The following is a 22,827-nucleotide window of genomic DNA, read 5'->3' as shown; positions in this document are numbered from 1 at the left end:
AGGTCCCGGGCGTGGGACAAGCGGAACAGGCTGGCGGAATTGCGAGGGCCAGAACGTTTCAGCAACCACTCAGGAGAAGCGTGACACCGGCAAATCGTAACTCCGTACCGTCGGATCGTCGTGGAGACGGATCGTCGGAGCTCCGGTGAGGCGGTTCGTTCAGAACAAGTCCCGCTGGAGCGGACCACTCAACGGTGATGCGTGATCCGCAGTCGCCGGTTCTGCGATGGCATCCGCGGCCTCGCCTGCGGCCGGCTCTGGTTCCTGCGACTGCTGAGCCAGAATCCAGTCGGCCGAGCGTTGAGCCGCCCCGGCGGCCGTCACGACAAGACGCTTGTCCCCCTTGAGCACGCGACGCCAGTTGTCGAGATAGGCGGCAGACTGCTCGATCGTCGGTGGACTGATGCCGCAGGAGGCGGCCAGAAACGCCGCCGACATTTCGGCGACCAGTTCCTCTTTGCCGTAGTCCGGCGAACCGAAGGGGGCGAGCACGGTGTCGAGCCCGCGGTTCAGCCGCTTGCTGTGTCCCGTGGAATGGGAGAGCTCATGAAACAGGGTGGCGTAGTAACTCTCGCGGGTTTCGAAGTGCTCCGGTTCCGGAATTTCGACACGATCGGCAACGGGAAGATAGACTGCCCGGCTCCCGCGGTGTTCAATCACCGGCGCATCGCGATACCCGGCCACAATCTGGTCCGCTTCCCGCAGTGGCTCAAAGGGAACTGACGGACCATCGCCGCGGGCCGCGTCGGGAGGCGAGATCCCGTCACACTGCTCAACGTTGAACACGTTGTAATGCCGAAGCACAGGGATCGTGATGTCTTCGCCGGAGGACACGTCTTCCTTCTGGACCTGCTTCCAGAACACGACCAGCGATGATCGCTCCCCCTTGCGGACCTGACCGCCCTGCTCTTGAGCCTGGCGGAACGTCAGCCAGAAGTCGGAACCGAATCCTTTCTCCCAACTCCGCATCGCCAGCAGGAAGACATTGACGCCGCGATACGGTTTTCCGGAAGCGAGGTTCCTGGGCCAGCTATCGCCGCCTGCCCGCCGGATCGGATTTCGCCAGGGGACCACGCCCTGATCCAGCATTTCGAGGATGCGGTCGGTCACCTCCTGATAAATGTCACGTCGTTCACTGGTTGCCATCTCTCCTCATTCTCTGGGCGATTTCTTTTGCCATCGCCCCCGGTGTGTTGCCAACGTTCGACAGTCATCGCATGGTCGCGGCCCGTTTGTCAAAGCGGTCGTTGATCACAGGACGAAGAACATGACCACGTCCATCGGTTTGAACCGGACGCCTAGTATTCACTCGGAAGCATCAGCGTGTAGCCCTCGCCGTTGCCTTGCGCCCAGACGTCCACCTCGCTCAGCGGAAAGTCGGTAAACATCACCAGCTGGTCGATGAACGGCGGTTCGCCGCTGTCGGGCACGGCCGTCAACCGGGCCGACTGATCGGGGTTCACGGCCAGCTTCCAGAAATGCATCAGGGCAATTCGGTCGTCCTTGGCCGCCGCCTCGTTGAAGACCCGGCTCCCGATATGCGTGGCGATGGCGTCGATCAGCCAGAACGCCCCTCCTCGCGCGGCCAGGAACCGGACGCCCTCCGTATAGATCACCGCCCGGTTGAACGAGTGCCGAAACCATTCCGTCGAGCCGGTGAACTGGGCCAGTTCACTCGGGCTGAGGGGCGTCATCGAACTCATGCTGGGACGCGGCGCGATCGCCCGCCTTCAGCTCCTGCAGTTGGGCATACGCCTGTTGCGCCAGGAACGCGACCTTGAGCAGGTCGTCGGCCGGAACCTTGTTGGTTTCGTGGAAGCCGCTTTCGTCCTTGAACGTGCGGACTAGGTCGGCGACGTACCACGGCCCCTTCGCGCTTTCATTGCGCCACAGGACGCATTTGAGGTTGCTGACACGGATCGTGGCGGCGGGCTTGTGAGCGGTTTCCCGCTCCGGGGCGGGGGTATGAGCTTTCTTAATGGTCGAACTCCTTTTCGTTGAGGGTTCGACCATGCCACGGCCCGGCCGGTGGAGTCAACGGGCTTCGAAGAGGCATCATTACTTGAGTGACATCCGTTCGCTGGCGCATCCAGTCCAGGAACTCGTCAGCTTCGCGAAGCTCTTCGTTCAGGAACGATTCCGGATCGGTGTCTTCGAGCAGGTTGCCGTACGCTCGCAGCTTCGCCTCCCACCAGTTGAGATTGTCGTAGTCTTCGAAGCTCAGCGACTCGGTTTGATCATTGGCGAAGTCTTCCACTTCCCCCGGTCAGAGAGAACAACTTCTCACTCATCGGCGAAAGTCTGCTCGGTTATCGAGGTGGAGTGTGTTTGATCTCGATCGTCATGGCGTTGAGTCCTTTCGTTGTTGGTCGGCTTGGAAAACGAGGCAAGTGTCATGCAGCCCCGGGATGAAAGAACTCTGATACGTCCGCCTTGATGACGTGTTGCCGTGCTGGAACCGGATGATCTCCGTGCACGCCGGCCACAGCCCTTCCCGGATGGCTCGCTCGACCAGCAATTGCGGGAGCGGCTGGTAACGGCCTTGGTCGCTGTAGCCGCCGATCAGAATAGCGATCTTGCCGCGTGTCGAGAGGACACCCTTCGACAGCCGGAGGACCGTCTGCATTCGGTCGAGAAAGGCCTCCAATGTCGGAGCACTCGACAGACAGCGGTCGTCTGAGTTGTATCGAATCATTCTCCAATAAGGTGGATGGGCCCAAACGAAATCGAACCGGCCCAGATCGGCATAGCTGCTTGCACAGGCGGCGTCCTGGCCCCGCTTGATGTCCATCGATCGGCAGGGAATTCGCAGCTCCCGGCAGACGTCACGGCAGGTGCCGCTGCCGCTCATCAAGTCGAGGACGTTCTTCGGCTGGAAGTAACTGATGAGGTCTCGAATGAGGTATCCGCCGCAGTTGCCTCGGTAGTGCGACGAGCCGTACGGCCCTCGTCCTCGTTGGGAATGAATGCTGGTCAGGTGAGGAACCTGGCTGGCGTTGACCGGCGCGGCGGGTAGTTCAACAAAGCGTGTCATATCTGTTCTCCATCAAGTTGGGTTGCGTTCCCCTCCTCTCCGGCCGGGGCCGAATTCGACAACTCAAGAGGTCTGGGTGCGGGCGGCCGCGCAGCGGCAACACGGCCTCTTGAATTGGCGAAGGACACGGCCAACCTGAGGGAACGCTGCAACCCACCTGAGGGAGCAGACGGAGATACGACGATGCGGAATCACGCATCGCCGGAGTTACGGCGCGTCGTATTCGCGGATCAGTGGAGAAACGACGGCACGATGGGCCGGTCCAGCGCAACGGCGTGGGAATGGCAGTCAAGAGTGACCAAGAGCAGGGAGGTCAGTGAGGCTGAACGTCCCAAGGATTGATGAGAGCGAGGCCCGCTTCGTCGAAGTCGGTGGTGTTCCGAGTTGCGAATGTGGCGCCACTGGTGGCGACAATGCCCGCAATCAGCAGGTCCCGGATTTCCGAGGAGAGCCCGGCCTGCTTGCGACGCCGGGCGATCTTGGCCGCTTCGGCCGCGGCCGCGAAGTCGAAGGGAAGAATGCGGCTCTTGAAGACGTCCTTCAGCGCCAACTCGAAGACGTTCCGCAGAGCCTGCTGCCGTTTACCATCGGGATGCAATTCAATCCCGTGGTAGATCTCGAAGACCGAGACGGTCGTGGTCCAGATCGCTTCAGGGGGCTGACGATTGATCCAGCCGGTCACGACGTCAGTGGGCCGTTGCCGCATCAGTTCCGAGATGACGTTCGTGTCCAGAACGATCATCAATCGAACTCCGGCGAACGCACCGCCTGGCCCTTCAGTTCGGGGATCGATTCCTCATCGGTCAGGCCGATCTTCGAGAACAGCTTCGCCATCTGGTCGCCGAACGGAGCTTCGGCCGTCAGGCCCGCTGTGCTGGCCCGGCTTTGGGATCGCAGCCATTCCTCCACGCTCTGGCCGTGGGCGGCCGCCTGTTTGCTGAGGGCCGCGTAGGTTTCATTATCAATCGTCAGTGTCACCATCGCCGTCCTCCTTTCCGTGCCGCGCCAACCTTCGCCCGAGCCTCTGGCGTCCTTGGAAGAGGGGCCGGCAGCGTCATCATCGGTTCCATGATGAGTCATCCTACCACGGAAGTTTGATGGGGGTCAAAAACTGATTGCATTCGGCCAACAGGCATCGCCTTCAGGAGACTGCGTCCCGGCGAAGCGTGTCGCCTGATCGCCGGAAGTCCGCTGCCACGACGATCCGGCGTTCCGGAAGCTGTGAGTGACGGTGCGGCGAATTGGCCAGAATTGGCTAATCGCTTCCAGTTCAACGCGAAATTTCGTGTCTTGCCTGAATGGTCGAAGTAGGCCGACATCCGATCCCTCGACAAACCGTCGTTACGACAACACGACGCTACGGCGATGCGGAGATCCGGCTCATCGTTTCCCCGTGGTTCTGGAGAACATCATTCCAGTCGGCGCCCGGTTGCTGCGGGAAGTCTTCGGTGATCGCACACCCGGTCGGCCCCAACGCGTCCCGGACCTGCACCGCTAATGTCCTTCCGCCATCGTCATGATCGAAGGCCAGGATGACCGTCGAGCCCGGAGGCATGTTCCGGAACGCTGATCGAAGACACTCGGCCTGCATCGGGCTGATCTGACCGGCCGTGCTAAAGAACCGGCGGCCGGGAATACCCTTGAGAGCCGCATAGCTCAGCATGTCGATCGCCGTTTCGCAGACGACCATTTCGCGATCGTCGGGACGGGGGCGCGAGCAGGCGAGGCCTTTGATGCCTCCCGGTGAAAAGCCGGTCCAACTGCGGTTCTTGATCTCGAACCCGCACAGGCCCGCCTGGTTGAAATGGGAGAAGAGGGCGTTGTGCCGATCATCCCGGCGAATGCGATCCCGGAAGATCGGATCATGCAGCACCTCGACAGGGATGCGTCGCTCGACTTCAAGGTAGGAGTGCGTTGGCCCGATCGGTCTGGCCTTCATCCAGTCGGCCAGCACCTGGGCGGTGTTGTGTTCCGAGGGCTGGAGGTCGATGGGCAGCGTCGGCAGGTCGCGTAGCGGGGCGGGGTCGCGGCCGAGCCAGGGACGGAGGAGCTTGCGGACTTCGCCGAGCGAAACGCGGTCGCGAGACTGGATCAGGTCGATGATCGTACCGTTGTCGTCGCCGACGGCGTTGAAGTAGACGTACTGGCCCTGAGAGTTCTTGGCGACGATGAGTTTGTCGCCGTTGGGATGCCGCATGACGGCCGACGACCGGCTGCTGTGCCTGCGGTCGAAGACGAACCCGCGCGAGGCGGCGTACTGACGCAGGTCAATCCGTTTCATGTCCTCCAGTTCATCGGCCCGTGATCGCATGGATCGACCGTAGCGCGACAGTCCCCGATCCGTCCATCGGAACCGGGACGATGGGAAAAAGAGCTGTGGATGACGGAGAGGGGAAGGCGGTCGGCTTCTTTTCCCATTGCCGGATTCTTCAGCGAACGGCGTGATGCCGACCTGCCGCCAGCGGGTGGTGTTAAATCAGTGTTAGAATCTGTGTTACGGCCTCGGGCGCGGTCGGCAACGCCCGGATTCCATTGGGCTTTCCGGAATGCCCGGTGTGCAAACCGTCGAACTCGGGTGTGTGAACCATCGAAGATCGGTGTGTAAACCATCGAATCTCGATCCCCGGTGTGTGATCCATCGAAACGCCCGGTTCCGGTGGGTGAACCATCGAAGACGTCCTCCGTGGTGTGTGATCTATCGAAACTGGTTGACGGACCGTCCGAACCATGGAAGTCTGGACCGGTCATGTCGAATCACGTCCCGTCCCCGTCCTCACGATCTCCCTTATTGCCCGAACGCCATCCAACGCTCGATTTCTTCGTGGTGGACGTGTTCGACGCGGCTCCGAAGGGGGACATGGCGTCGATGGAGCATCCGATCTTCTCGCTCTCAACGAAACCCGATCGCCGGGTGCGGCACTACGAACACAACGGCAAGTTCATCGAGGTCAAACCGGCCGTCGAAGGTCTGGCGACCGTTCACGATCGTGATGTGCTGATTTACTGCATCTCCCACCTCATGGCGGCGATCAATGACGGCAAGGCGGTCTCGCCGGTCATCCGCTTCAAAGCCCATGATCTGCTCAAGGCGACGAACCGGATGACGAACGGCCAGGCCTACCAGGCCTTGAAGGCCGCCTTTGAACGTCTGTCCGGAACGCGGATCAGCACCAACATCGTCACGGGAGGCCTGGAAGAGTTCGAGACGTTCGGGATCATCGAACGCGCCCGGATCGTCCGCGAGACCCGCGACGGCCGGATGCAGGAAGTCGAAGTCAAACTCTCAGACTGGGTATTCAACGCCATCCAGTCCCACGAAGTCCTGACGCTGCACCGTGATTATTTCCGGCTTCGACGTCCCATCGAACGCCGCCTGTACGAGATTGCGAGGAAGCACTGCGGCCGCAAATCCGAGTGGCGGATCTCACTCGACCTGCTTCGCAAGAAATGCGGTTCCGGTTCCACGTTGAAGGAATTCAAGCGCCTCGTGAGCAAGGTCGTCGAGGACGACGCGAGGAACAGCCACATGCCGGACTACCGCGTCCGGCTGGAGGAGGGGGCTGACGGGGAACTCGTGCTCTTCGAGAACCGCGGCAGTATGCCGTCACTCGCTCCCGCGTCTGACGTCAGGGTCCCGCTGCTTGATCCGGACACCTATCACGATGCTCGTCTCGAAGCGCCCGGCTGGGACGTGTACGAGCTCGAACGGGAATGGCGGTCGTGGCTGGCCATGTCGGGGGCCGAGCCCCCACGAAACGCTGATGCCGCGTTTATAGGATTCTGTCGGAAGCGATGTGCGTAGCGCCCGAGCCTAAGACCACCCCGAACAGTGAATTTGCGCGAGTCGCCGTTTTCAGATAGAATGGTTAGGTGACGGATGTTGAGATGCGGAATAGCGAGGTCAAAAGTCTTTGCCTGAAAGCAGAGGCAAACGTTGCCGGCCTCTACAACCTTTGGCATCAGTGGTTATTCGACGGCGTCTCTGATTCAACCACGCTGAGGAAGGCCGCGTCAGTTGAGGTTCGAGTTCCTGAACAACTCTGGGAGCTTGATGAGCGGCTAGCGGTGGAATGGACAGAACGAGCGACGGCGATGCTGCCGATGGTTCACGCGACAGTCGCAGCAATTCGTGAACTCAGGACAAGCGAGCTGGACGGAAGCAACAAGTTCGTGCGGCTACGTGCCTTTCACGGCCACCTTCCCCGAAGCTGCCTGAATTCCGATGGGGTATTGGCTGAATTAGCGCCACCAAATCCGCCAAGAATCGAACCGTCATTCCCGAGGGGACCGGCTCCATGACCACGGCATTCACTTAGGTCTTCGATCCACGCTTTCTTTCCGATGAAATGGGTGATCTCGCGGTGGCCAATATGTTCGCGAATCGTCATAGAGCTGGAACAACTGTCCAAGACCGATGTAGATCAGACCAGCGGCGAGCATCAGCGTGGCCATGACTGCGACGCTCAGCTCTTGCCACACGTCTCTGCGTTGCTCGGGATCATCGACGATGTCCACCTGGAGCCCCAACCATATAAAGACGACGAACGTGAGAATTGCGGTGGATACGACTCTCAGTGTGCCTCGAGATCGTTGAAACCACTGCAGATGGTAGAACTTCGCCCGCCGCCGGGCCGCCTTCGCCGCGTACTTTCTTAGTGAAGTGTCATGTCGCGCGCTGAGTTCCGTGAGCTGTTGCTCAACGGTCGATTCCAGTTCGGAAATCCATTGATCGAGCGTGACTTTGAAATCCATCCGGCTGCAGATCTCGGGATGCTCGATCATCTGCTTAATCTCTGACGGGACGGAGCTGTCGGCAATCCCCAGGATCACAAAACTTTGCTCTTCCATCTGGTCCCGGGCCGCAAACGTACAGTCGATCGGTGCGCGTAGCACAACGGCGCCCATTTCGAGTGCGATCAGTGGCGTGCCTTGCTTCAGTGCTTTGGTCACATGGGAAACGCGCCGAAGTGGCCGCCGTTCCTCGTCGATAGGACGGTAGATCTGGTTCCAATCCTCCGTCGCGATCGACAAGGTGAACCGGAACGTCTGCAGCTGAAGGCGTCGAAACCGTGTCTCGGCCGCTCCTGAGGCGGGGGCGTCAACACGCGATACGGTCGCGGGCAGTGTCGGCCCGGCCGGACCACGGGGCTGCGGACACTCCCGCTCGCGGAGACTGTGCAGTTCGCCAAGCACTTCGCTGAGTGTCGCGGGCCTGCCAGCTGGATCTTTCGCCAAAAGGCGAAGTGTCAGGTCCGCCAGTCCTGGGAGTCGCTTCCGTGCCAAGTCAACGACGTCGGAGTGCAGGCCCCCCTCAATTGCGCGACGACGGGCATTCTCATCGCGATCACCGGGCAAGCGGTGACCAGCAAATGGAGCTTCTTGGGTCAGAAGCCACAACATGATGCCGCCGATGCCGAAGAGGTCAGCGGACTTGAGGTCGATTGCCTCACGTCGCGCGGCCTTCTCCGGTGGCATGTATTCGAAGGTTCCTGAGTAGTCACAGCGCTTGCTCGTGCCCGACAGCAGGCCTTGCAGAACGTGCGACAGCCCAAAGTCGATGAGTTTGAAATGGCCTTCCCGGCTGGCGAGAATGTTGTCGGGTTTCAGGTCAGCATGAAACACGCCGCGTTCGTGACAGTGCTGCACGGCCAAGCACGTTTGTTCGCTGATGCGATAAATGTCGGCGGCAGATGGAGTTGATTCTGAATAGGTCTGCGACAGTCTCGGATACTCACAGTATTCAAGCGCCAAGTAGTGATAGCCGAGAGACTCCCCGAACTCGATGTGCCGGACAATCAGATCGTGGCTGAGCACGGACAGTGCTTCCGCCTCAACGGCAATCGACGTCACCGGTACTGAGTCATGGTAGATTTTCAGTGCCACAGGACGACCAAAGGGAAGCGGGAACGCCTTCGCGACCCAGCCTTGAGCACCCCGCGACACGGTCTTTTCGACCTGGTAGCGACCGAGCATTAACGGCGCGTCTTCGGCATCGTCGCGGATCGCCTGGTAGACCGACGAAGTGATTTCGTCAGCCATACCGCGATGCAGCTGAATGACGTCGTGCCGCGTGGGAAACGCCCCTTCCGCCATCAACGTGAGATGCGACATCTCCGCCGTCAGCAGCGCCCTTACGTAGGCATCGCGGTGCTTTCTACAATACGACGGCAGTTCATCGACAAACTCTTCCAGAACTGGCTGTTCGCCCAGACGGAGGAGTTGGTTGAACCGTTTCACTTGTCTTTCGACTTCGGCCCCGCAGTCAGGCATGTGCGGGCAGTCTAGGCGGCGGAGTCGTCGGACAGTTCGATGGTAATCCGAGCCAGGATCGCATTGACGTCGCCTAGCGAGAGACCAAGCTTGGTCGCGATCTCTCGCGAGTTATGGCCATCCAAACAAAGTCGGACCACCGCTTGATGCTGTTCGGGCAGGCGGGCGACCTGCTGCAGAGCCTCCTTCAAGAAGATCTCCATCTCCGCGGCGGAGAAGTCAGCGCCGGGAACTGAGTCTTCGAGCTGACCGGTGGGATCGAGGTCATCGAACTTCTTGGGCTTGTTCGTTACGTAAGTCCGCCGACGCCGGTGTTCTCGGACCTTGCACCACACTCGGTAGAGGAGGACGAGGCGAACTGCTTCGGGAGTATTTGCGCTGGCATCCCGTTTCTCGCCAATTCGGCGACGCCTTAAGAAGGTGGCAATCGCGCTTTGCACTGTGTCGTTGGGTGATGCCGGGACATTTGCGATGAAATGTCCTGGAGCCGCAATCCGCAACATGTCGCGTTGAAATCGCTCCCAATCGTCGTCCGAAACGAAGTCAAGGTCGCCTGGCATGCCCATCCTCATTAGCGGATTGAAAGAAGAGCCGCGAGAAGGAATGAGTTTATGGCCGACGTGATGGGTGGTCAAAGATCCGACCCACCGGTCAGGCGGCGTCTCGGCCGAACCTCACGCCCAAGCGGGCCAGGGAGTGCTTTCTCTGGATTTTGAAAGATTCTCGGGGCCGACGACTTCTGACACGCCTTACATGAGTGCCCCCTCCGACGCATGCCTCCGACGGTCGAAGGCAGAGGTTGGGCCACTTTCGAAAGGGACGATGTCATGGACCCGTGCACAATGTTGGCGCAGGCCGACGCAGCTGCTGCCGACGGTGGAGGAGCACTACTTGGCTTCCTCATTATCGTGGGCTTTTTGTGGGCGATCTGCGCCGCGTGCAATCGCAAGAAGTCGTACCGGATCTCCGGCCGGATCGATGAGGTCTGACCGATTCCCATGGACTCTGGCCGGGCTGGCCGTCGTCGATGGCGGCGGCCAGCCAGCCATCTGCTTCTGACGGAGCGTCCCTCTTCAACACGGTGGCCGCCGGTGCGGCCACCGCTTTCTTCCTCCAGTCTGGAGCCCCCCCGTGCTGCGCATGTTTCCCGATCACCCGCCGCTGCTGCGGTTTGTCCGCGTCAGCCTGGCCTACTGGGTTCTACTGCTGATCGTCCTGTCGGCCGTCTGCATCCAGTGGCCGCTGCTGGTGGTCTGCGTGATTGCCTTCCGCCTGTTCGAGTTGTGGTTCACGTACCGCGTGGTCAACCGCTTCACCGCGGTGACCGCCTGACCGTTTCTCTCTCACGCCTGCGGACCGAACCGCAGGCCCCATCTTCTTCGATGGAGACCCTCACCATGAACGATCCGATCGACCTGATCCTGTCGGGAAAAGGCCTGTACGACGTCCTCAGCGCCCATCTGGCTCTCTCCGACGAGGAGCGGCGAAACATTCCGGCCAAAGTTGACGAGGAACAATTCCCGGCCGTCGCGACCTACATCAAGGAGACCTGCGGCGCGGTCCAGGTCCAGGAGGTACTGATCCAGGGCGGCAAGCTCGACCTGTTCCTGCTGGTCACGGACAAGGAAGGTCGCCGTGCGTTCTTCGACGACATGCTGGAAGACCTCGACCTCTCCCGGACGCAGGGTTACCGCTGCATCGGAGCCTACCGCCGCTTCGGCGGCGAACTGCTGAATGCCGGCAAGCTTCAGAAGCGGTTTTGCGGTGAGAGCCTGAAAATCCTCGCCGAGGAACGGACGCCGCCGGCGGCCCGTGAGGAAGCCCTGGCTCTCGCTCGCTCCGGTGAGCGGATCACGATTAAGCGGGCCGAGGAACTGCGGCAGAAGCATGGAATGGTTCCCGTGGTCCCCGCCGCTCCGCCAATGGCGGCAGTGGAAGCGGACCGCCCGAAACGCAAGGCCGCTCGTGCGGCGGCCGCCAAGTGGACGTTCAAAGGCTCGGTCGTGCGGATTCAAGTGATCCCGACCACAGGGTCCGAGACGCCCGACGTTCCGGACGTGATCTGTGACCTGCAGTCGGCGATCGACCAGCTTCGCAACGGCTCGACTCAGCTCGTCGCCTGATCTCCTTCCGAAAGGATGCCACACCGATGTTCCGAGCCTTCGACCAGTTCGAGGAAGCCTTCTCGCACGCGGGAACGGATCCGACCGTCCCGCGTCCGATCCGGCGACGCAAGACGCTGAAACAGCGGTTCGTGTTCGTCGTCGCCAACCTGCTCATCCTGCCCGTCATCGGCCTGGTCTACGCCGCGGTGAGCGCCGACGGCATTCGCCAGCTGATGCCGATCTTCCAGCGGCGGCTATATCAGTTGCCGGTTCCGGGAGCGGGGCTGCTGCAACGCTTCGACGGCTGGAACCGCGCCGATCTGGCGATCGTCGTGGCGCTTCTGCTGTTCGCCGTGCTGACCTGGCTCTGGACCCGCGTGTTCCTGGAGCTGCAGGGTTACGGCCCGATCGCGATGCAGCGCCTGCGAATGCCGATCGTGTTCTACCTGCTCACGTTCCTGGCGGCCGTGATCATCCTGTTCGACGCGGGCCTGTTTTACTTCGGCCTGGCCAGCCAGACCTCCAGCGGCTGGTCCGACGTGCCGGGCTTCGTCGTCCCGGCCGCCACGCTGCTCTACGCCTGCGGCCTCGCCGTCCTCGGCTGGTGGCACTCGGACTATTCGACCTCCTCTTACGCCTAAGGAGTTCTCCCCCATGAAACCGTCTCTTCTTTTTCCCATTGCCCTGATGGTCCTGCTGCTGGCCAGCGGCTGTATCGAAAGCCCGTCCGTCAGCGAGTCCCCGCCGTTCGACGAACAGCCGTTGAGCGCCGTGCTGGCGATCCAGATCGACCTGAGCGGCTCGTTCAGTGGTTACTGGGACGACAAGGCCTACAGGCTGTTCCTCGACATCTCCGACCGGTTCTTCCAGGAGGCGATGGGAAAAGAAACCAAACTCGTCATCAGCCAGTTGAGCGGCAACGACAAGGTGCTGTTGTTTGAAGGCCGACCGTCCGACCTGCGGAAGCGGTTCAAGACGCCGCAGGAACTGAATGCCTTCCTGAAACGGCATTCCGACGCGTCGGGTTCCCGTGTCTACGACGCCACGACGCGGACCCTCGACTACGTCGGCACGATCTCCGGCGTGTCGCCTGAGACGAAGCTGCTGACCGTCATCCTGAGCGACATGCAGGATTCCGACTCGAAGGCCGATGCCGAGAACCGGCTGCGGGAATCGCTCCGCAAGTACCAGGAGCGGGGCGGGGCGCTGGCCCTGTACTTCGTCGCCGAGAGCGAGCGGGAACGCTGGAACGGTCTGCTGAACGACGCCGGGTTCCGGCCGGGCTATTTCGTGATCGAGAGCGAGCTGACCTCGAGTCCCCGGCTGCCGCGATTTGAGTGACCGGACAGAGGTCAGACGCCAGACGCCAGGCATCGGAAGCTCTTCCCTGAATCCTCGTTCCCTCCCCCGAAACGGACCATGTCTCCGCAGTACGTCCCTCCCGACTTGCTCGACGATCTGCCCCGCGGCCGGAGCGCCGAGCATGTCGGGACGCCTCCGCACTCGTACTTCGAGTCGCCCAAGAACCTGGCGGCCACCGAGTCCCTGCGGTTCGATCCCACCAATCCTCACTCAAAACTGTTCCTGGGCGTCGTCGACGGACAGGTGCAGGAGGGGGAGCGGCTGCCGGATGGCCGTCCGACCCGGTATGTGACCGGAGGCATTCCGATCGGAATCGGGGACGACCGGCACCACGTGCTGGCTGGGGGCTCGCGTGGAAATAAAGGTCGAGCCTCGATCATTCCCATTTTGTTGACCCTCCCGGCGTCCACCTCGGCCTTCATTCTCGATCCGAAAGGAGAACTCGCCAGATTCACGGCCCAGTATCGGGCGGACGTTCTGGGCCAGGAGGTGGTGGTCCTCGACCCGTTCGACGTCTCCGGACCGGGCACCCGGCGGTTCCGGGGCGCGTTGAACGTCATCCGCCAGTTGCAGCGTTCGGATCGACGGACGTTTGTTCCGAACGCCCGGTTGATTGCCGACTCGTTGATCGTCTCGGGGGACTTCAAGGACCGGCACTGGGACGAGTGCGGGAAACAGATCCTGGCAGGCCTGTGCGGACACGTGGCCACGTTCGACCGATACGAAGGTGTCCGCGATCTCGTCACGGTCTGGCATCTGGCCGCCGAACTGGCGACCCGCGATCCCGACGATCCGCAGCGGTACTGGCTGGAAAAGGAACTCCTGGCCAATGACGCCGCGGGCGGCATGATCCGCAACGCGGCGAAGGCCTTCTATGACCGAACGGGTGGAGAGTTTTCAAGCGTCCTTTCGAACCTCCGAAAACATCTCGACTTCCTGGGGATCGAATGCATGCGGGACTGCCTGACCGGGGACGGCATCGACCCGCGGAACGTGAAACGAAAGTCCGTGGCGCTCTACAGCGCCATTCCGGCGATGCGCCAGCACGACCTGAGCGGCTGGCAACGGCTGATCTTCCAACAGATTGCCGCGGCTCATGAAGAAGAGACTCAGCAATACGGCGCGGCGACGGTCGCGATTCTGGAGGAAATGCACACCCTCGGACATCTTTCCATTTTGGAGTCGGCGGCCGCACAGTTCGCGGGCTTTGGCCTGAAGCTGTTCTGCGTTCTGCAGGATCTGGGCCAGTTGCAGAGCCGGTACCCCAAGTCGTGGGAAACCTTCATCGGCAACGCGGGCTGCCTGCAGGTGTTCAGCCTCAACGATCAAACCACGCAGGAGTATGTCTCCAAACGGCTGGGCGAGACACCCACGATCACCCGCTCGACCAACACACCCGGTTTCGATCAGGCGACCCAGCAGGCCGCAACGGGCGAGTCGTGGTCCCTCGGAGTTCATCGGCTCCTCAACGCGGAAGAGGTGGGCCGGTTCTTCGCGCGGGAGGACAAGAAGCTGCGGCAGTTGATTCTCAGGCCCGGCTATCGGCCCGCCATCCTGCAGCGGGCGTTCTACGACCAGCACGAACTCTTTCGGGGGCGCGTTCATGAGTAGTTCCTTCACCACCGTAACCGCTCCCGGGCTACCGACCTGGCCGCGACTGCTGTTCGACGCCGAGAAGAAGAGAGCGATCGTCGCGGTGCGACTGGCGACGTGGCGAAGCTGGGCGTATGCCCGCATGGTCAGCACGCTGCTGGCGTGGTCAACCAACCTGCTCGTCGGATGGTGGCTGTGGCACCGGCTCGGCTGGATCAGCGATCCAATCGGCCGGGGCAGCCTCACGTTCTTCGGGTTCTCGCTGGCAATGACGATCACGAAGCCGCTGTTCCCGGCAGCGTTCGACGGTTTCCTGGCCCGGCAGGTGTTCCCCTCGCGGAGCACCGTCTGGTTCACGCCCGAACGCATCGCGTTTCGCAGCCGGTTGTATGACCGCGGGATTGTCCTCTGGCGGCAGTGGAACGGCCGACCTGTGCAGACGCGGTTCGACGTGACGCCCGATCCTGAAGCGGCGATCGAACGCTCCGTTGCAACCGACAGACAACGGATGGCAAATCGCCATGTGCAAACGGCTTCGCTCTTGAGGGTGATCGTCAGGGCCTTCGATCCGCATCGAACCGTTTCGCAGACACAGGCCGTCAATCTGGCTCGGGCCGTGCCAATGCTGGCGGTCGATCTCAGCGACGCCGCGCGGGTGACGGTGGTCCTCTCGGCCGCCGCCGCGATGACAGCACGATCAACAGCCAGCCACCAACCGTCTGTTGCCGACGGCCAAGACATCGATTCCCCCACCGCTGACACTGTCCCTTCCAAGGAGGCTCCGCATGGGATCGATTGAAACGGGCCTGATGGCGATTGGCGTTTCGTTCGACGTGTTCGCCCTGGCCCTGACGGTCGGAATGTCCCATCCGAAGTGGTCTCCCAGTGACATCGGCAAAGCGGTCCTCGCGATGACGCTGCCGACGACACTCGTCCTGGTTGCCGCCCATGTGGCAGGGCATCAACTGCTCGTCGATTCCACGATGGCAAGATGTTGGCTGGCCCCGTTGGCCCTGGCCTGGATCGGCTGTGCGATGATCGTGGGGACAACAGCTTCGGACGACATCACGGTCTCACGGCCCATGCCGCGGGACGCGATCCCGCTGATCCTGATGGGCTTGGCCGCCAGTCTCGATGCAGGAGCGGCCGGACTGGCGATGGGATGTCAGGGAACGTCGATGCTGGCTGGAACAGCCTGCCTTGGCGCGGCCACGGCCGGTCTGGCCGTCACCGGTCTCTGGGCCGGCATCACCGTTCAACAGGTCTCGCCCCGTTGTGCCGAGATCGTCGGCGGAACGCTGCTCGTCGGCCTGGCCGAGTATTGCTGCTTGGGATAGCCCCGGTTCGTCACATCGGCGATGGGAAAAAGAAGCGATCGCGACGCTCCGTCTGCGAAGAGGAGCGGGTTGTCCATTTGGTTGTGTCGTTTCGGTAAGGCAAGAGTCCGATCATGTCCCGTTCTGGTTCCAGCCCTGAAACGCCTGCGTCGTCCAGTACGACCATGGTGGTGCCCGCGGGTCTGCCAGGCTGGATCACGGTGGAACTGATTGAAAAGACGCTCCGGGTCTGGCAGCGATTCTACGAGGCCCGATTGACCGTCGATGACGCGGTGGCGATCCTGCTCGATACGGGCCAGTTGCTGGATGCCCTGTCGTCACCGTCGGGATCACGCTCATGAAACAGTTCGTCGCCCTGGCACGGGTCAGCAGCCGGGAACAGGAACGCGAGGGCTTCAGTCTGGATGTGCAGGTAGAAGCGCTGAGACGCTATGCCACTCTGCACAATGGGACGATCGTCCGCCTCTTCAAGATCGCCGAGACGGCGAGCAAGCGAGATGAGCGGAAGACGTTTCGCGAAATGATCGCCTTCGCGAAAAAGCATTGTGCCTCGCTCGACGGCCTGTTGTTCTACAAGGTCGACCGAGCCTCACGAAACCTGTTCGATTACGTCGAACTGGAACGTCTCGAATCGGAATACGACGTCCCGTTCATTTCGGTGACGCAGCAGACCGAGAACAATCCGGCCGGACGGATGATGCGTCGCACGCTCGCCAACATGGCGAGCTTCTTCACCGAGCAGATGGCGGTTGACATCAGCCAGGGAATCAGTCGCCGCGTGCAGGAAGGGCTGTTTCCAGGAAAAGCTCCCTACGGCTACCGGAATACTCGCTGTAACGGTCGGCGGGTCGTTGAAGTTGATCCCGACGCGGCAGCGAAAGTCCGTCGCATCTTTCAACTGTATGCCTACGAGAACAGGACACTCGAAGGCGTCGTCGCCCAACTGGCCATAGATGGCATCGAGTATCGTCCGGGCGTCTCGCGGTTTAGCCGCACGACCATTCATAACATCCTGAACGATCGCAGCTACATCGGCGATATTCAGTTCCGGGGCGGTTGGCATCCCGGAAAGCATGAACCGATTGTCGACCGGACGACCTGGGATCGCGTCCATGCATTGATCAGTAGCGGCAATCACCAGTCACACACGATGACCTACGCCGCCGAGTTCATGCAGTGCGGCTGCTGTGGACATCAGATCACCGGGGAAGCAAAGGTCAAAAAGACGAAGGCCGGAGAGCGAACGTACGTCTACTACCGCTGTTCGCGGTACAACATGTCAGGCCATCCACGGACGCGGGTCACAGAGACCGACCTCGACCGACAGATGCTGGCGATCTTCGATCGCATGCGGATCGAAGACGACGACGTGCGGGACTGGTTCCGGGCAGTTCTGGTATCGCAGACGAAAGATCGGCAGCGAGACTCCCGTGTCCAACGGGCCGAATTGTCGCGGCAGGAGGCACTGTTGGTCGCTCAGCAGGATCGACTGCTCAACCTACGGATCGAAGACCAAATTGAAGAGCCGACGTTTCTGCGGAAGCAGACGGAACTGCGGGACCGCCTGGCCTCAATCAAGCTGCAGACTGACGTCCTGGACCGCTCGCATGACGAAACGGCGGACCTGGCGGTGAAGGTGTTTGAACTTTCGCAAACGCTGCGGGAAAAGTGGCTTACGGCGGATTACGCGGTGAAGCGGCGGATCCTCGAAATCGTCTGTTTGAACTGCACACTCATCGACGCAACTCTTTGTCCAACAATAAGAAAACCCTTCGACGTGCTCGTCGAAGGGTTTTCCGTTCCGTTCAGTGGAGGCGGCGGGAATTGAACTCGTATTCAGAATCGACGTTATCGACGGCAAGGCAATGACTTGCGCGAAGTGGCCATCGTGCGGCGCTGCCAATGGGCTGCATGGTGCGGACGCCAGGTGGCACGTCGTAGCGGACATTGACGCTGATTTGCATACCGTCGTCACACGTTGGGAGTCGTTGCGTGCGCCGATCAGGGAAGCCGTAAACGCTCTGATGCAAACCTGGGCGTCCCTTGGGGCTCAGCGAACACCTCTCTCGATGGGCCACTTATTTGATGAACCTCGCATGAAATCCTGAGTCTCTTCGGCGGAATGAGTTTGCAAGGCGTATCGGACCTTGAAACATACCGTCCAGACGGTATGTTTAGCAATCGGGTGCTTGCCTTAGTTTCACCAATCACCCATCGCTGCGTCGGTCCGCGACGCAGCAAGGCAGTCCGTCCGCTGACTGAAGTCTCCTGAATCTCACTTGCCGAGTCGCTGCAATGTCGGTCCGCAAATATCCGGGTTTCATCCGCTCGCGATCCAGATTTCGCTTCTTCACTTCGGAAGGTGTTCAACGGGCAGTAGTTCATCGCAATTCGCTCTTCACGTTCCTGGTTCTCGTCACGGTTGTGGAGTCAGGGTGCGGTCCTGCGAATAGCTACCAGGCCCCTCCGCCCCCAGATGTCCAAGTCGCCCTGCCGCTTCAGCAGCCCGTCACGAGCTATGTCGAGCAAACGGGAACAGCACAGGCCTCCGCGCGAGTCGAGCTGCGCGCACGCGTCAACGGTTTTCTGCAAGAACGGAAGTTCGAGGATGGAGATCTTGTCAAAGCGGGGCAACTCCTGTTTGTCATCGATGAGGAACCATTCAGGGTGAAGCTGCAGTACGCACTCGCAAAGGAACGCGAAGCGAGCGCCAACCTGCAAAAGGCCAAACAGTCGAAGGCCCGCGAGATCGCTCGTGCTCAGGTCGAACTGCGACAATCGGAAGTTCAGTTGGCCACCAAGAATCACAGCCGTCACTCCGACCTGCTGGCTCAGAAGGCGACAGCGCAACAGGAGTTTGATCAGGTCGCGGCCGCACTCCAGGTTGCAGATGCGCAGTTGCTCGCCACACAGGCAGAACTCGAACAAGCCACCGTCAATTTCGACGCCAACATTCTTGGGGCCGAGGCAGCCCTTGAACTGGCGAAGTCCGAGGTCCGAACCGCGGAACTGGACCTTGGTTATTGCCGAGTCACTGCGCCGATCAGCGGTCGGATCGACCGCCGTGCATTCGATATCGGGAACTACATTACGGCCGATAGCTCGACGCCACTGGCAGCCATCGTCAAGACCGATCCGATCTACGCGTACGCGGCCATCAACGAAAACGAACTTCTACGAATTCAGTCTCGGTATATGGGTGGCGGAAAGGAGCAGTCGATTCCCGTCATGATGGCCATCGGCGAGGACCGGACGTTCACCATGACCGGGAAGGTCGACTACATCTCTCCTACGGTGCAGACCGGCACTGGAACAGTCCAGGTCCGAGGTGTCTTCGAGAACGCGGGTGTCCTGCCGGGGATGTTCATCCGACTCCGAATCCCATCGGAAGAACACGCCGACGCCATTCTCGTATCGGAACGGTCACTCGCCTACGACCAGACGGGCGCCTACGTGTACGTGGTCAACGCCGACGACACTGTTGAACGACGGCTGGTGATCCCCGGCGACCTCCTCGACTCTCACCGGGTCGTGAAAGGCGAATTGACAGCCGGCGATCGAGTTGTCGTCGATGGTCTGCTCAAAGTTCGACCCGGAATGAAGGTCAATCCGAAGTTGGCCGGCAAGGCTGAGAGACCGCCGACTGCACCGTCAGTCACTACTCGGCGAGTGCTTCCCGAACAAGAGACGGATGCGGTCGCCGCGTCCTCCACCAACTGACTCGCGTAACGCCCGGCCGGCTTCCCGGCGGACCACGGCCTGTGGTCTGCAAGCTCTGCCCGGCCGCGCCGTCCGCAAGCCTCATCACACTCCGTACCGAAGCCGCGAGCCAGTTCACGCGGACGGACAGATCTCCAATGCTCTATCGCTTCTTCATCGATCGCCCGATCTTCGCCAACGTCATCGCGATTGTGACGATGATCGTGGGGGGCATCTGCCTGTTCAGCCTGCCGGTCGAACAGTACCCCAAGCTGACACCGCCCACGGTGCAGGTCACCGCGAATTATCCGGGAGCAAACGCGGCCGTCCTCGCCGACACCGTTGCCGGGCCTCTCGAACAGGCGGTCAACGGTGTCGAGAACATGATCTACATGAGCTCGATGTGTTCCGACAACGGGGCCTACACGTTGACGATCACCTTCGAGGTCGGGGCCGACCTCGATCAGTCGCAGGTGCTCGTCCAGAACCGCATCGCCACCGCGCTGCCGCGACTCCCCCAGGAAGTGCAAAGGCTCGGCGTCACGGCCCAGAAGCAAACGACGAACATGGTCATCGTCATCGGCCTGACGTCGAAGAAGAAGGAACACGACGGGCTGTTCCTCAGCAACCTGGCCGAGATCCAGGTCAAGGACATCCTCAGTCGCGTCCCCGGCGTCGGCAACACGCAGATCTTCGGCAGCAGCAGCTACGGAATGCGGATCTGGCTCGATCCCGAGAAGCTCAAGGCCCGCGAAATGACGACGAACGACGTCGTCGCCGCCATCTCGGCCCAGAACGTTCAGGTGGCCGCCGGACAGATCGGGCAGCGCCCGGCCAAGAGCGATCAAAGCAACCAGTTCACCGTCTCCACCCAGGGCCGTTTCAGTAACCCCGAGCAGTTCGGCAACATCATCGTCAAGTCGGTTTCCGATCCCTCCGGAGCCGCTCGCCTGACGCGCGTCAAAGACGTGGCCCGCATCGAACTCGGCGCCCAGACGTATGCCTCGTGGATGGAGATCACCGGCAAGCCCGCGGCCGGCGTGGCCGTCTTCCAGCTCCCGGGGGCCAACTCCATCAGCGTCGCGCAGGCGGTGGAAAAGCAGATGGAGGAAGTGAAGCACACGCTTCCCGAAGGCGTCGTCTACAACATCGCCTTCAACCCGACCGAGTTCGTCGAAGAATCAATCCACGAAGTCTACAAGACGCTTTTCGAAGCGGGCGTCCTCGTGCTGATCGTGATCCTGGTGTTCCTCCAGGACTGGCGCGCCGTGCTGATCCCCGCCACCACCGTCCCGGTGACGATCATCGGCGCCTTCGGCGCGATGTCCGCCATGGGCTACTCGATCAACATGCTGACGCTCTTCGGCCTCGTGCTGGCCATCGGCATTGTGGTCGATGATGCCATCGTGATCGTCGAGAACGCCGTCCACCACATCGACCACAGCAAGCAGTCGCCGCGGTCCGCCACGATCAAGGCGATGGGCGAAGTCATCGGCCCCGTCATCGGCATCACGCTGGTCCTGATGGCAGTGTTCGTGCCGACCATTTTCATGGCCGGCATCACGGGAAAGCTGTACCAGCAGTTCGCCCTCACGATCGCCGCCACGGCCGTCATCAGCGCCATCAACGCCGTCACGCTCAAGCCGGCCCAGTGCGCCGTGTACCTGCGACCGACCCCGACGAAGAAGAACTTCTTCTATCGCGGCTTCAACCGCGTCTATGCCTGGGTCGAGAACATCTACGTCTGGATGGTGCGGGGGTTCGTGCGGCATTCCGCGCTGACGATGGTCCTCTTCGTGATCATCGCCGGCGGAACCGGCTACTGGTTCACGCGCCTGCCGACGAGCTTCGTCCCTCCCGAGGATCAGGGATACGCCATCCTGGCCGCGCGACTCGACGACGCCGCCTCGCTGGAAAGAACCGAAGAGGTCATTGCCAAGCTGAACGACATCCTGTCCAAAACGCCCGGTGTGAGCGCCTGGTTCACGATCGGCGGCATGTCCCTCCTCGACAACGCGACAGTGCCGAACGCCGTGACAATGTTCCTGACGTTTGAGCCACGACAGGAGCGTCTCAAGGATCCCGCGAAATCGATGGAGGCGATCCTCGGCAACCTGTACGGACAGCTCGCCCAGCTACCTGAAGCCATCGCTTTCGCGTTCCCGCCGCCGGCCATCGAAGGTCTCGGTCAAACCGGCGGCTTCGAGTTCCGGCTTCAGGATCGCGCGAATCAGGGCCTCGAACAGCTCCAGCAGGTCGCCGACTCGCTGGTCAGCGACGGCAACGCCCAGTCGTCACTCAACAGCCTTCAGACGTCGTTCCGGGCCTCGATCCCGCAGCTCTACGTCGACATCGATCGAGAGAAGGCCACAAGTCTCGGGATTCCGCTGCAGACGATCTTCTCCACGCTGCAGGCCTCGCTTGGATCAGCCTACGTCAACGACTTCAATAAGTTTGGCCGGACATGGCAGGTCCAGGTCCAGGCCGATCAGCGATTTCGCCGACGGCCCGAGGACATCAAACGTCTCGAAGTCCGGACGGACGCCGGAGAGATGGTCCCGATCGGAACGTTTGCCACCGTCAAGGTCTCAACCGGCCCGCAGATGATTCCCCGATACAACCTCTATCCCAGCGTCACCATCAACGGAAACGCCTCGCCTGGAGTCAGCTCCGGACAGGCGATGGCTTTGATGGAACAGATGGCCTCTGAAAAGCTGCCGCCCGGAATGGGCTACGAGTGGAGCAGCATGTCGTATCAGGAAAAGAAGGTCAGCGGCCAGGCGTTCTACGTCTTCGGCATGGCCGTCCTGATGGTGTACCTCGTTCTGGCCGCCCAGTATGAGAACTGGTTCCTGCCGGCAGCCGTCATTCTTGTCGTTCCTCTGGCACTGCTGGGGACCGTCGCCGCAGTGGCCATTCGCGGGATGGACAACAACATCTACACGCAGATCGGTATCGTGCTCATCATCGCGCTCGCAAGTAAGAACGCGATCCTCATCGTGGAGTTCGCCCGCGACCTGCATGAGCAGGGCCGCAGCATTCGAGACGCTGCCATTGAAGCGGCCCGCATGCGATTCCGGCCGATCCTGATGACATCGTTTGCGTTTATCCTCGGGATCTTCCCCTTGGTCATCGCGAACGGTGCGGGAGCAGCGAGTCGCCGGTCCCTCGGCACGGCCGTGTTCGGCGGAATGATCGCCGCCACATTCCTGGCGATTTTTTTCGTTCCCGTGTTTTACACCGTCATGCAAATCCTGAGTGAACGGGTTCGCGGCAAAGCGCGCCCCACCGGCGACAAAGCGTCCCCGGCTGAAGGACAGCAGTCGTCAAACGGCGATCACGAATACCGGCCTGACAAATCGCTCCCACTTCAGGAAGCTTTACACTGATGCGAACACCATGTGTGCCCACGCGGTCGACAAATCTC

The 22,827-nt window shown here is 61.2% G+C and carries 24 protein-coding genes; 14 read left to right on the top strand and 10 right to left on the bottom strand.

All coding sequences use genetic code 11. The features are described 5' to 3' along the window. Positions 1–159 precede the first annotated feature (159 nt). The 8 genes from Pan44_RS25120 to Pan44_RS25085 all read right to left on the bottom strand — a co-directional run bounded on the left by Pan44_RS25120 (position 160) and on the right by Pan44_RS25085 (position 5,345). Positions 160–1,146, bottom strand: coding sequence for an ArdC family protein (locus Pan44_RS25120; RefSeq protein WP_145034487.1), 987 nt, complete (start codon positions 1,144–1,146; stop codon positions 160–162). Positions 1,147–1,298: 152 nt separating this feature from the next. Then, complete coding sequence (locus Pan44_RS25115) at positions 1,299–1,694, bottom strand: DUF6876 family protein (RefSeq protein WP_197453644.1); 396 nt, start codon at positions 1,692–1,694, stop codon at positions 1,299–1,301. Continuing rightward, positions 1,672–2,013 (bottom strand): hypothetical protein, encoded by a 342-nt coding sequence (locus Pan44_RS25110; RefSeq protein WP_145034485.1) that lies wholly within the window; start codon positions 2,011–2,013, stop codon positions 1,672–1,674. The genes Pan44_RS25115 and Pan44_RS25110 overlap by 23 nt, the downstream gene beginning before the upstream one ends. Beyond that, positions 1,976–2,257 carry a hypothetical protein gene (locus Pan44_RS25105; RefSeq protein ID WP_145034484.1) on the bottom strand — a complete coding sequence of 94 codons (282 nt, stop codon included), beginning with the start codon at positions 2,255–2,257 and terminating at the stop codon, positions 1,976–1,978. Before Pan44_RS25105 ends, Pan44_RS25110 begins: the two co-directional genes overlap by 38 nt. 84 nt (positions 2,258–2,341) lie before the next feature. Then, positions 2,342–3,034 carry a hypothetical protein gene (locus tag Pan44_RS25100; protein WP_145034483.1) on the bottom strand — a complete coding sequence of 231 codons (693 nt, stop codon included), beginning with the start codon at positions 3,032–3,034 and terminating at the stop codon, positions 2,342–2,344. Positions 3,035–3,347: 313 nt separating this feature from the next. After that, complete coding sequence (locus Pan44_RS25095; protein WP_145034482.1) at positions 3,348–3,776, bottom strand: type II toxin-antitoxin system VapC family toxin; 429 nt, start codon at positions 3,774–3,776, stop codon at positions 3,348–3,350. Further along, positions 3,776–4,015 carry a hypothetical protein gene (locus tag Pan44_RS25090; protein WP_145034481.1) on the bottom strand — a complete coding sequence of 80 codons (240 nt, stop codon included), beginning with the start codon at positions 4,013–4,015 and terminating at the stop codon, positions 3,776–3,778. Before Pan44_RS25090 ends, Pan44_RS25095 begins: the two co-directional genes overlap by 1 nt. Before the next feature lie 376 nt (positions 4,016–4,391). Further along, a complete protein-coding gene (locus Pan44_RS25085; protein ID WP_145034480.1) occupies positions 4,392–5,345 on the bottom strand; it encodes a DUF3991 domain-containing protein in 954 nt (317 codons plus the stop codon). Positions 5,346–5,780: 435 nt separating this feature from the next. Between Pan44_RS25085 and Pan44_RS25080 the strand changes: the two genes are divergently transcribed. Together Pan44_RS25080 and Pan44_RS25075 are read left to right on the top strand one after the other, a co-directional pair. Continuing rightward, a complete protein-coding gene (locus Pan44_RS25080; protein WP_145034479.1) occupies positions 5,781–6,836 on the top strand; it encodes a replication initiator protein A in 1,056 nt (351 codons plus the stop codon). 83 nt (positions 6,837–6,919) lie between these two features. Then, positions 6,920–7,333 (top strand): hypothetical protein, encoded by a 414-nt coding sequence (locus Pan44_RS25075; RefSeq protein WP_145034478.1) that lies wholly within the window; start codon positions 6,920–6,922, stop codon positions 7,331–7,333. Between the two features lie 9 nt (positions 7,334–7,342). Here Pan44_RS25075 and Pan44_RS25070 read toward each other — a convergent pair whose 3' ends face one another. After that, a complete protein-coding gene (locus Pan44_RS25070) occupies positions 7,343–9,271 on the bottom strand; it encodes a serine/threonine protein kinase (protein WP_197453643.1) in 1,929 nt (642 codons plus the stop codon). Between the two features lie 44 nt (positions 9,272–9,315). Next, on the bottom strand, positions 9,316–9,939 hold the full coding sequence (locus Pan44_RS25065) for an RNA polymerase sigma factor (RefSeq protein ID WP_145034476.1): 624 nt from the start codon (positions 9,937–9,939) through the stop codon (positions 9,316–9,318). Positions 9,940–10,131: 192 nt separating this feature from the next. On the opposite strand from Pan44_RS25065, the gene Pan44_RS27640 reads away from it, so the two are divergent. From Pan44_RS27640 to Pan44_RS25010, 12 genes are all read left to right on the top strand, one after another. Further along, positions 10,132–10,293 carry a hypothetical protein gene (locus tag Pan44_RS27640; protein ID WP_197453642.1) on the top strand — a complete coding sequence of 54 codons (162 nt, stop codon included), beginning with the start codon at positions 10,132–10,134 and terminating at the stop codon, positions 10,291–10,293. A gap of 142 nt (positions 10,294–10,435) precedes the next feature. After that, entirely contained in the window at positions 10,436–10,636 is a 201-nt protein-coding gene (locus Pan44_RS25060; protein WP_145034475.1) for a hypothetical protein, read from the top strand. A 50-nt stretch (positions 10,637–10,686) separates the two neighbouring features. Then, a complete protein-coding gene (locus tag Pan44_RS25055; RefSeq protein WP_145034474.1) occupies positions 10,687–11,427 on the top strand; it encodes a hypothetical protein in 741 nt (246 codons plus the stop codon). Between the two features lie 26 nt (positions 11,428–11,453). Next, positions 11,454–12,050 carry a hypothetical protein gene (locus Pan44_RS25050; protein WP_145034473.1) on the top strand — a complete coding sequence of 199 codons (597 nt, stop codon included), beginning with the start codon at positions 11,454–11,456 and terminating at the stop codon, positions 12,048–12,050. Positions 12,051–12,063: 13 nt separating this feature from the next. Then, positions 12,064–12,750, top strand: a complete 687-nt coding sequence (locus Pan44_RS25045) for a hypothetical protein (RefSeq protein WP_145034472.1) — start codon at positions 12,064–12,066, stop codon at positions 12,748–12,750. Positions 12,751–12,828: 78 nt separating this feature from the next. After that, positions 12,829–14,382 carry a type IV secretory system conjugative DNA transfer family protein gene (locus Pan44_RS25040; RefSeq protein WP_145034471.1) on the top strand — a complete coding sequence of 518 codons (1,554 nt, stop codon included), beginning with the start codon at positions 12,829–12,831 and terminating at the stop codon, positions 14,380–14,382. Further along, positions 14,375–15,163 carry a hypothetical protein gene (locus Pan44_RS25035; RefSeq protein ID WP_145034470.1) on the top strand — a complete coding sequence of 263 codons (789 nt, stop codon included), beginning with the start codon at positions 14,375–14,377 and terminating at the stop codon, positions 15,161–15,163. Before Pan44_RS25040 ends, Pan44_RS25035 begins: the two co-directional genes overlap by 8 nt. Further along, positions 15,150–15,701 (top strand): manganese efflux pump MntP, encoded by a 552-nt coding sequence (locus Pan44_RS25030; protein ID WP_145034469.1) that lies wholly within the window; start codon positions 15,150–15,152, stop codon positions 15,699–15,701. The genes Pan44_RS25035 and Pan44_RS25030 overlap by 14 nt, the downstream gene beginning before the upstream one ends. A gap of 113 nt (positions 15,702–15,814) precedes the next feature. Then, a complete protein-coding gene (locus Pan44_RS25025) occupies positions 15,815–16,042 on the top strand; it encodes a hypothetical protein (protein ID WP_145034468.1) in 228 nt (75 codons plus the stop codon). Next, positions 16,039–17,529: a recombinase family protein gene (locus Pan44_RS25020; RefSeq protein WP_145034467.1), complete on the top strand. Its 1,491-nt coding sequence runs from the start codon at positions 16,039–16,041 to the stop codon at positions 17,527–17,529. Before Pan44_RS25025 ends, Pan44_RS25020 begins: the two co-directional genes overlap by 4 nt. Before the next feature lie 467 nt (positions 17,530–17,996). Then, a complete protein-coding gene (locus Pan44_RS25015) occupies positions 17,997–19,421 on the top strand; it encodes an efflux RND transporter periplasmic adaptor subunit (RefSeq protein WP_145034466.1) in 1,425 nt (474 codons plus the stop codon). 137 nt (positions 19,422–19,558) lie between these two features. Then, entirely contained in the window at positions 19,559–22,789 is a 3,231-nt protein-coding gene (locus Pan44_RS25010) for an efflux RND transporter permease subunit (RefSeq protein ID WP_145034465.1), read from the top strand. The last annotated feature ends 38 nt before the right edge of the window (positions 22,790–22,827 follow it).

The organism is Caulifigura coniformis, assembly GCF_007745175.1.
Taxonomy (GTDB): domain Bacteria; phylum Planctomycetota; class Planctomycetia; order Planctomycetales; family Planctomycetaceae; genus Caulifigura; species Caulifigura coniformis.
This window is presented reverse-complemented; position numbering and strand designations above follow the sequence as displayed.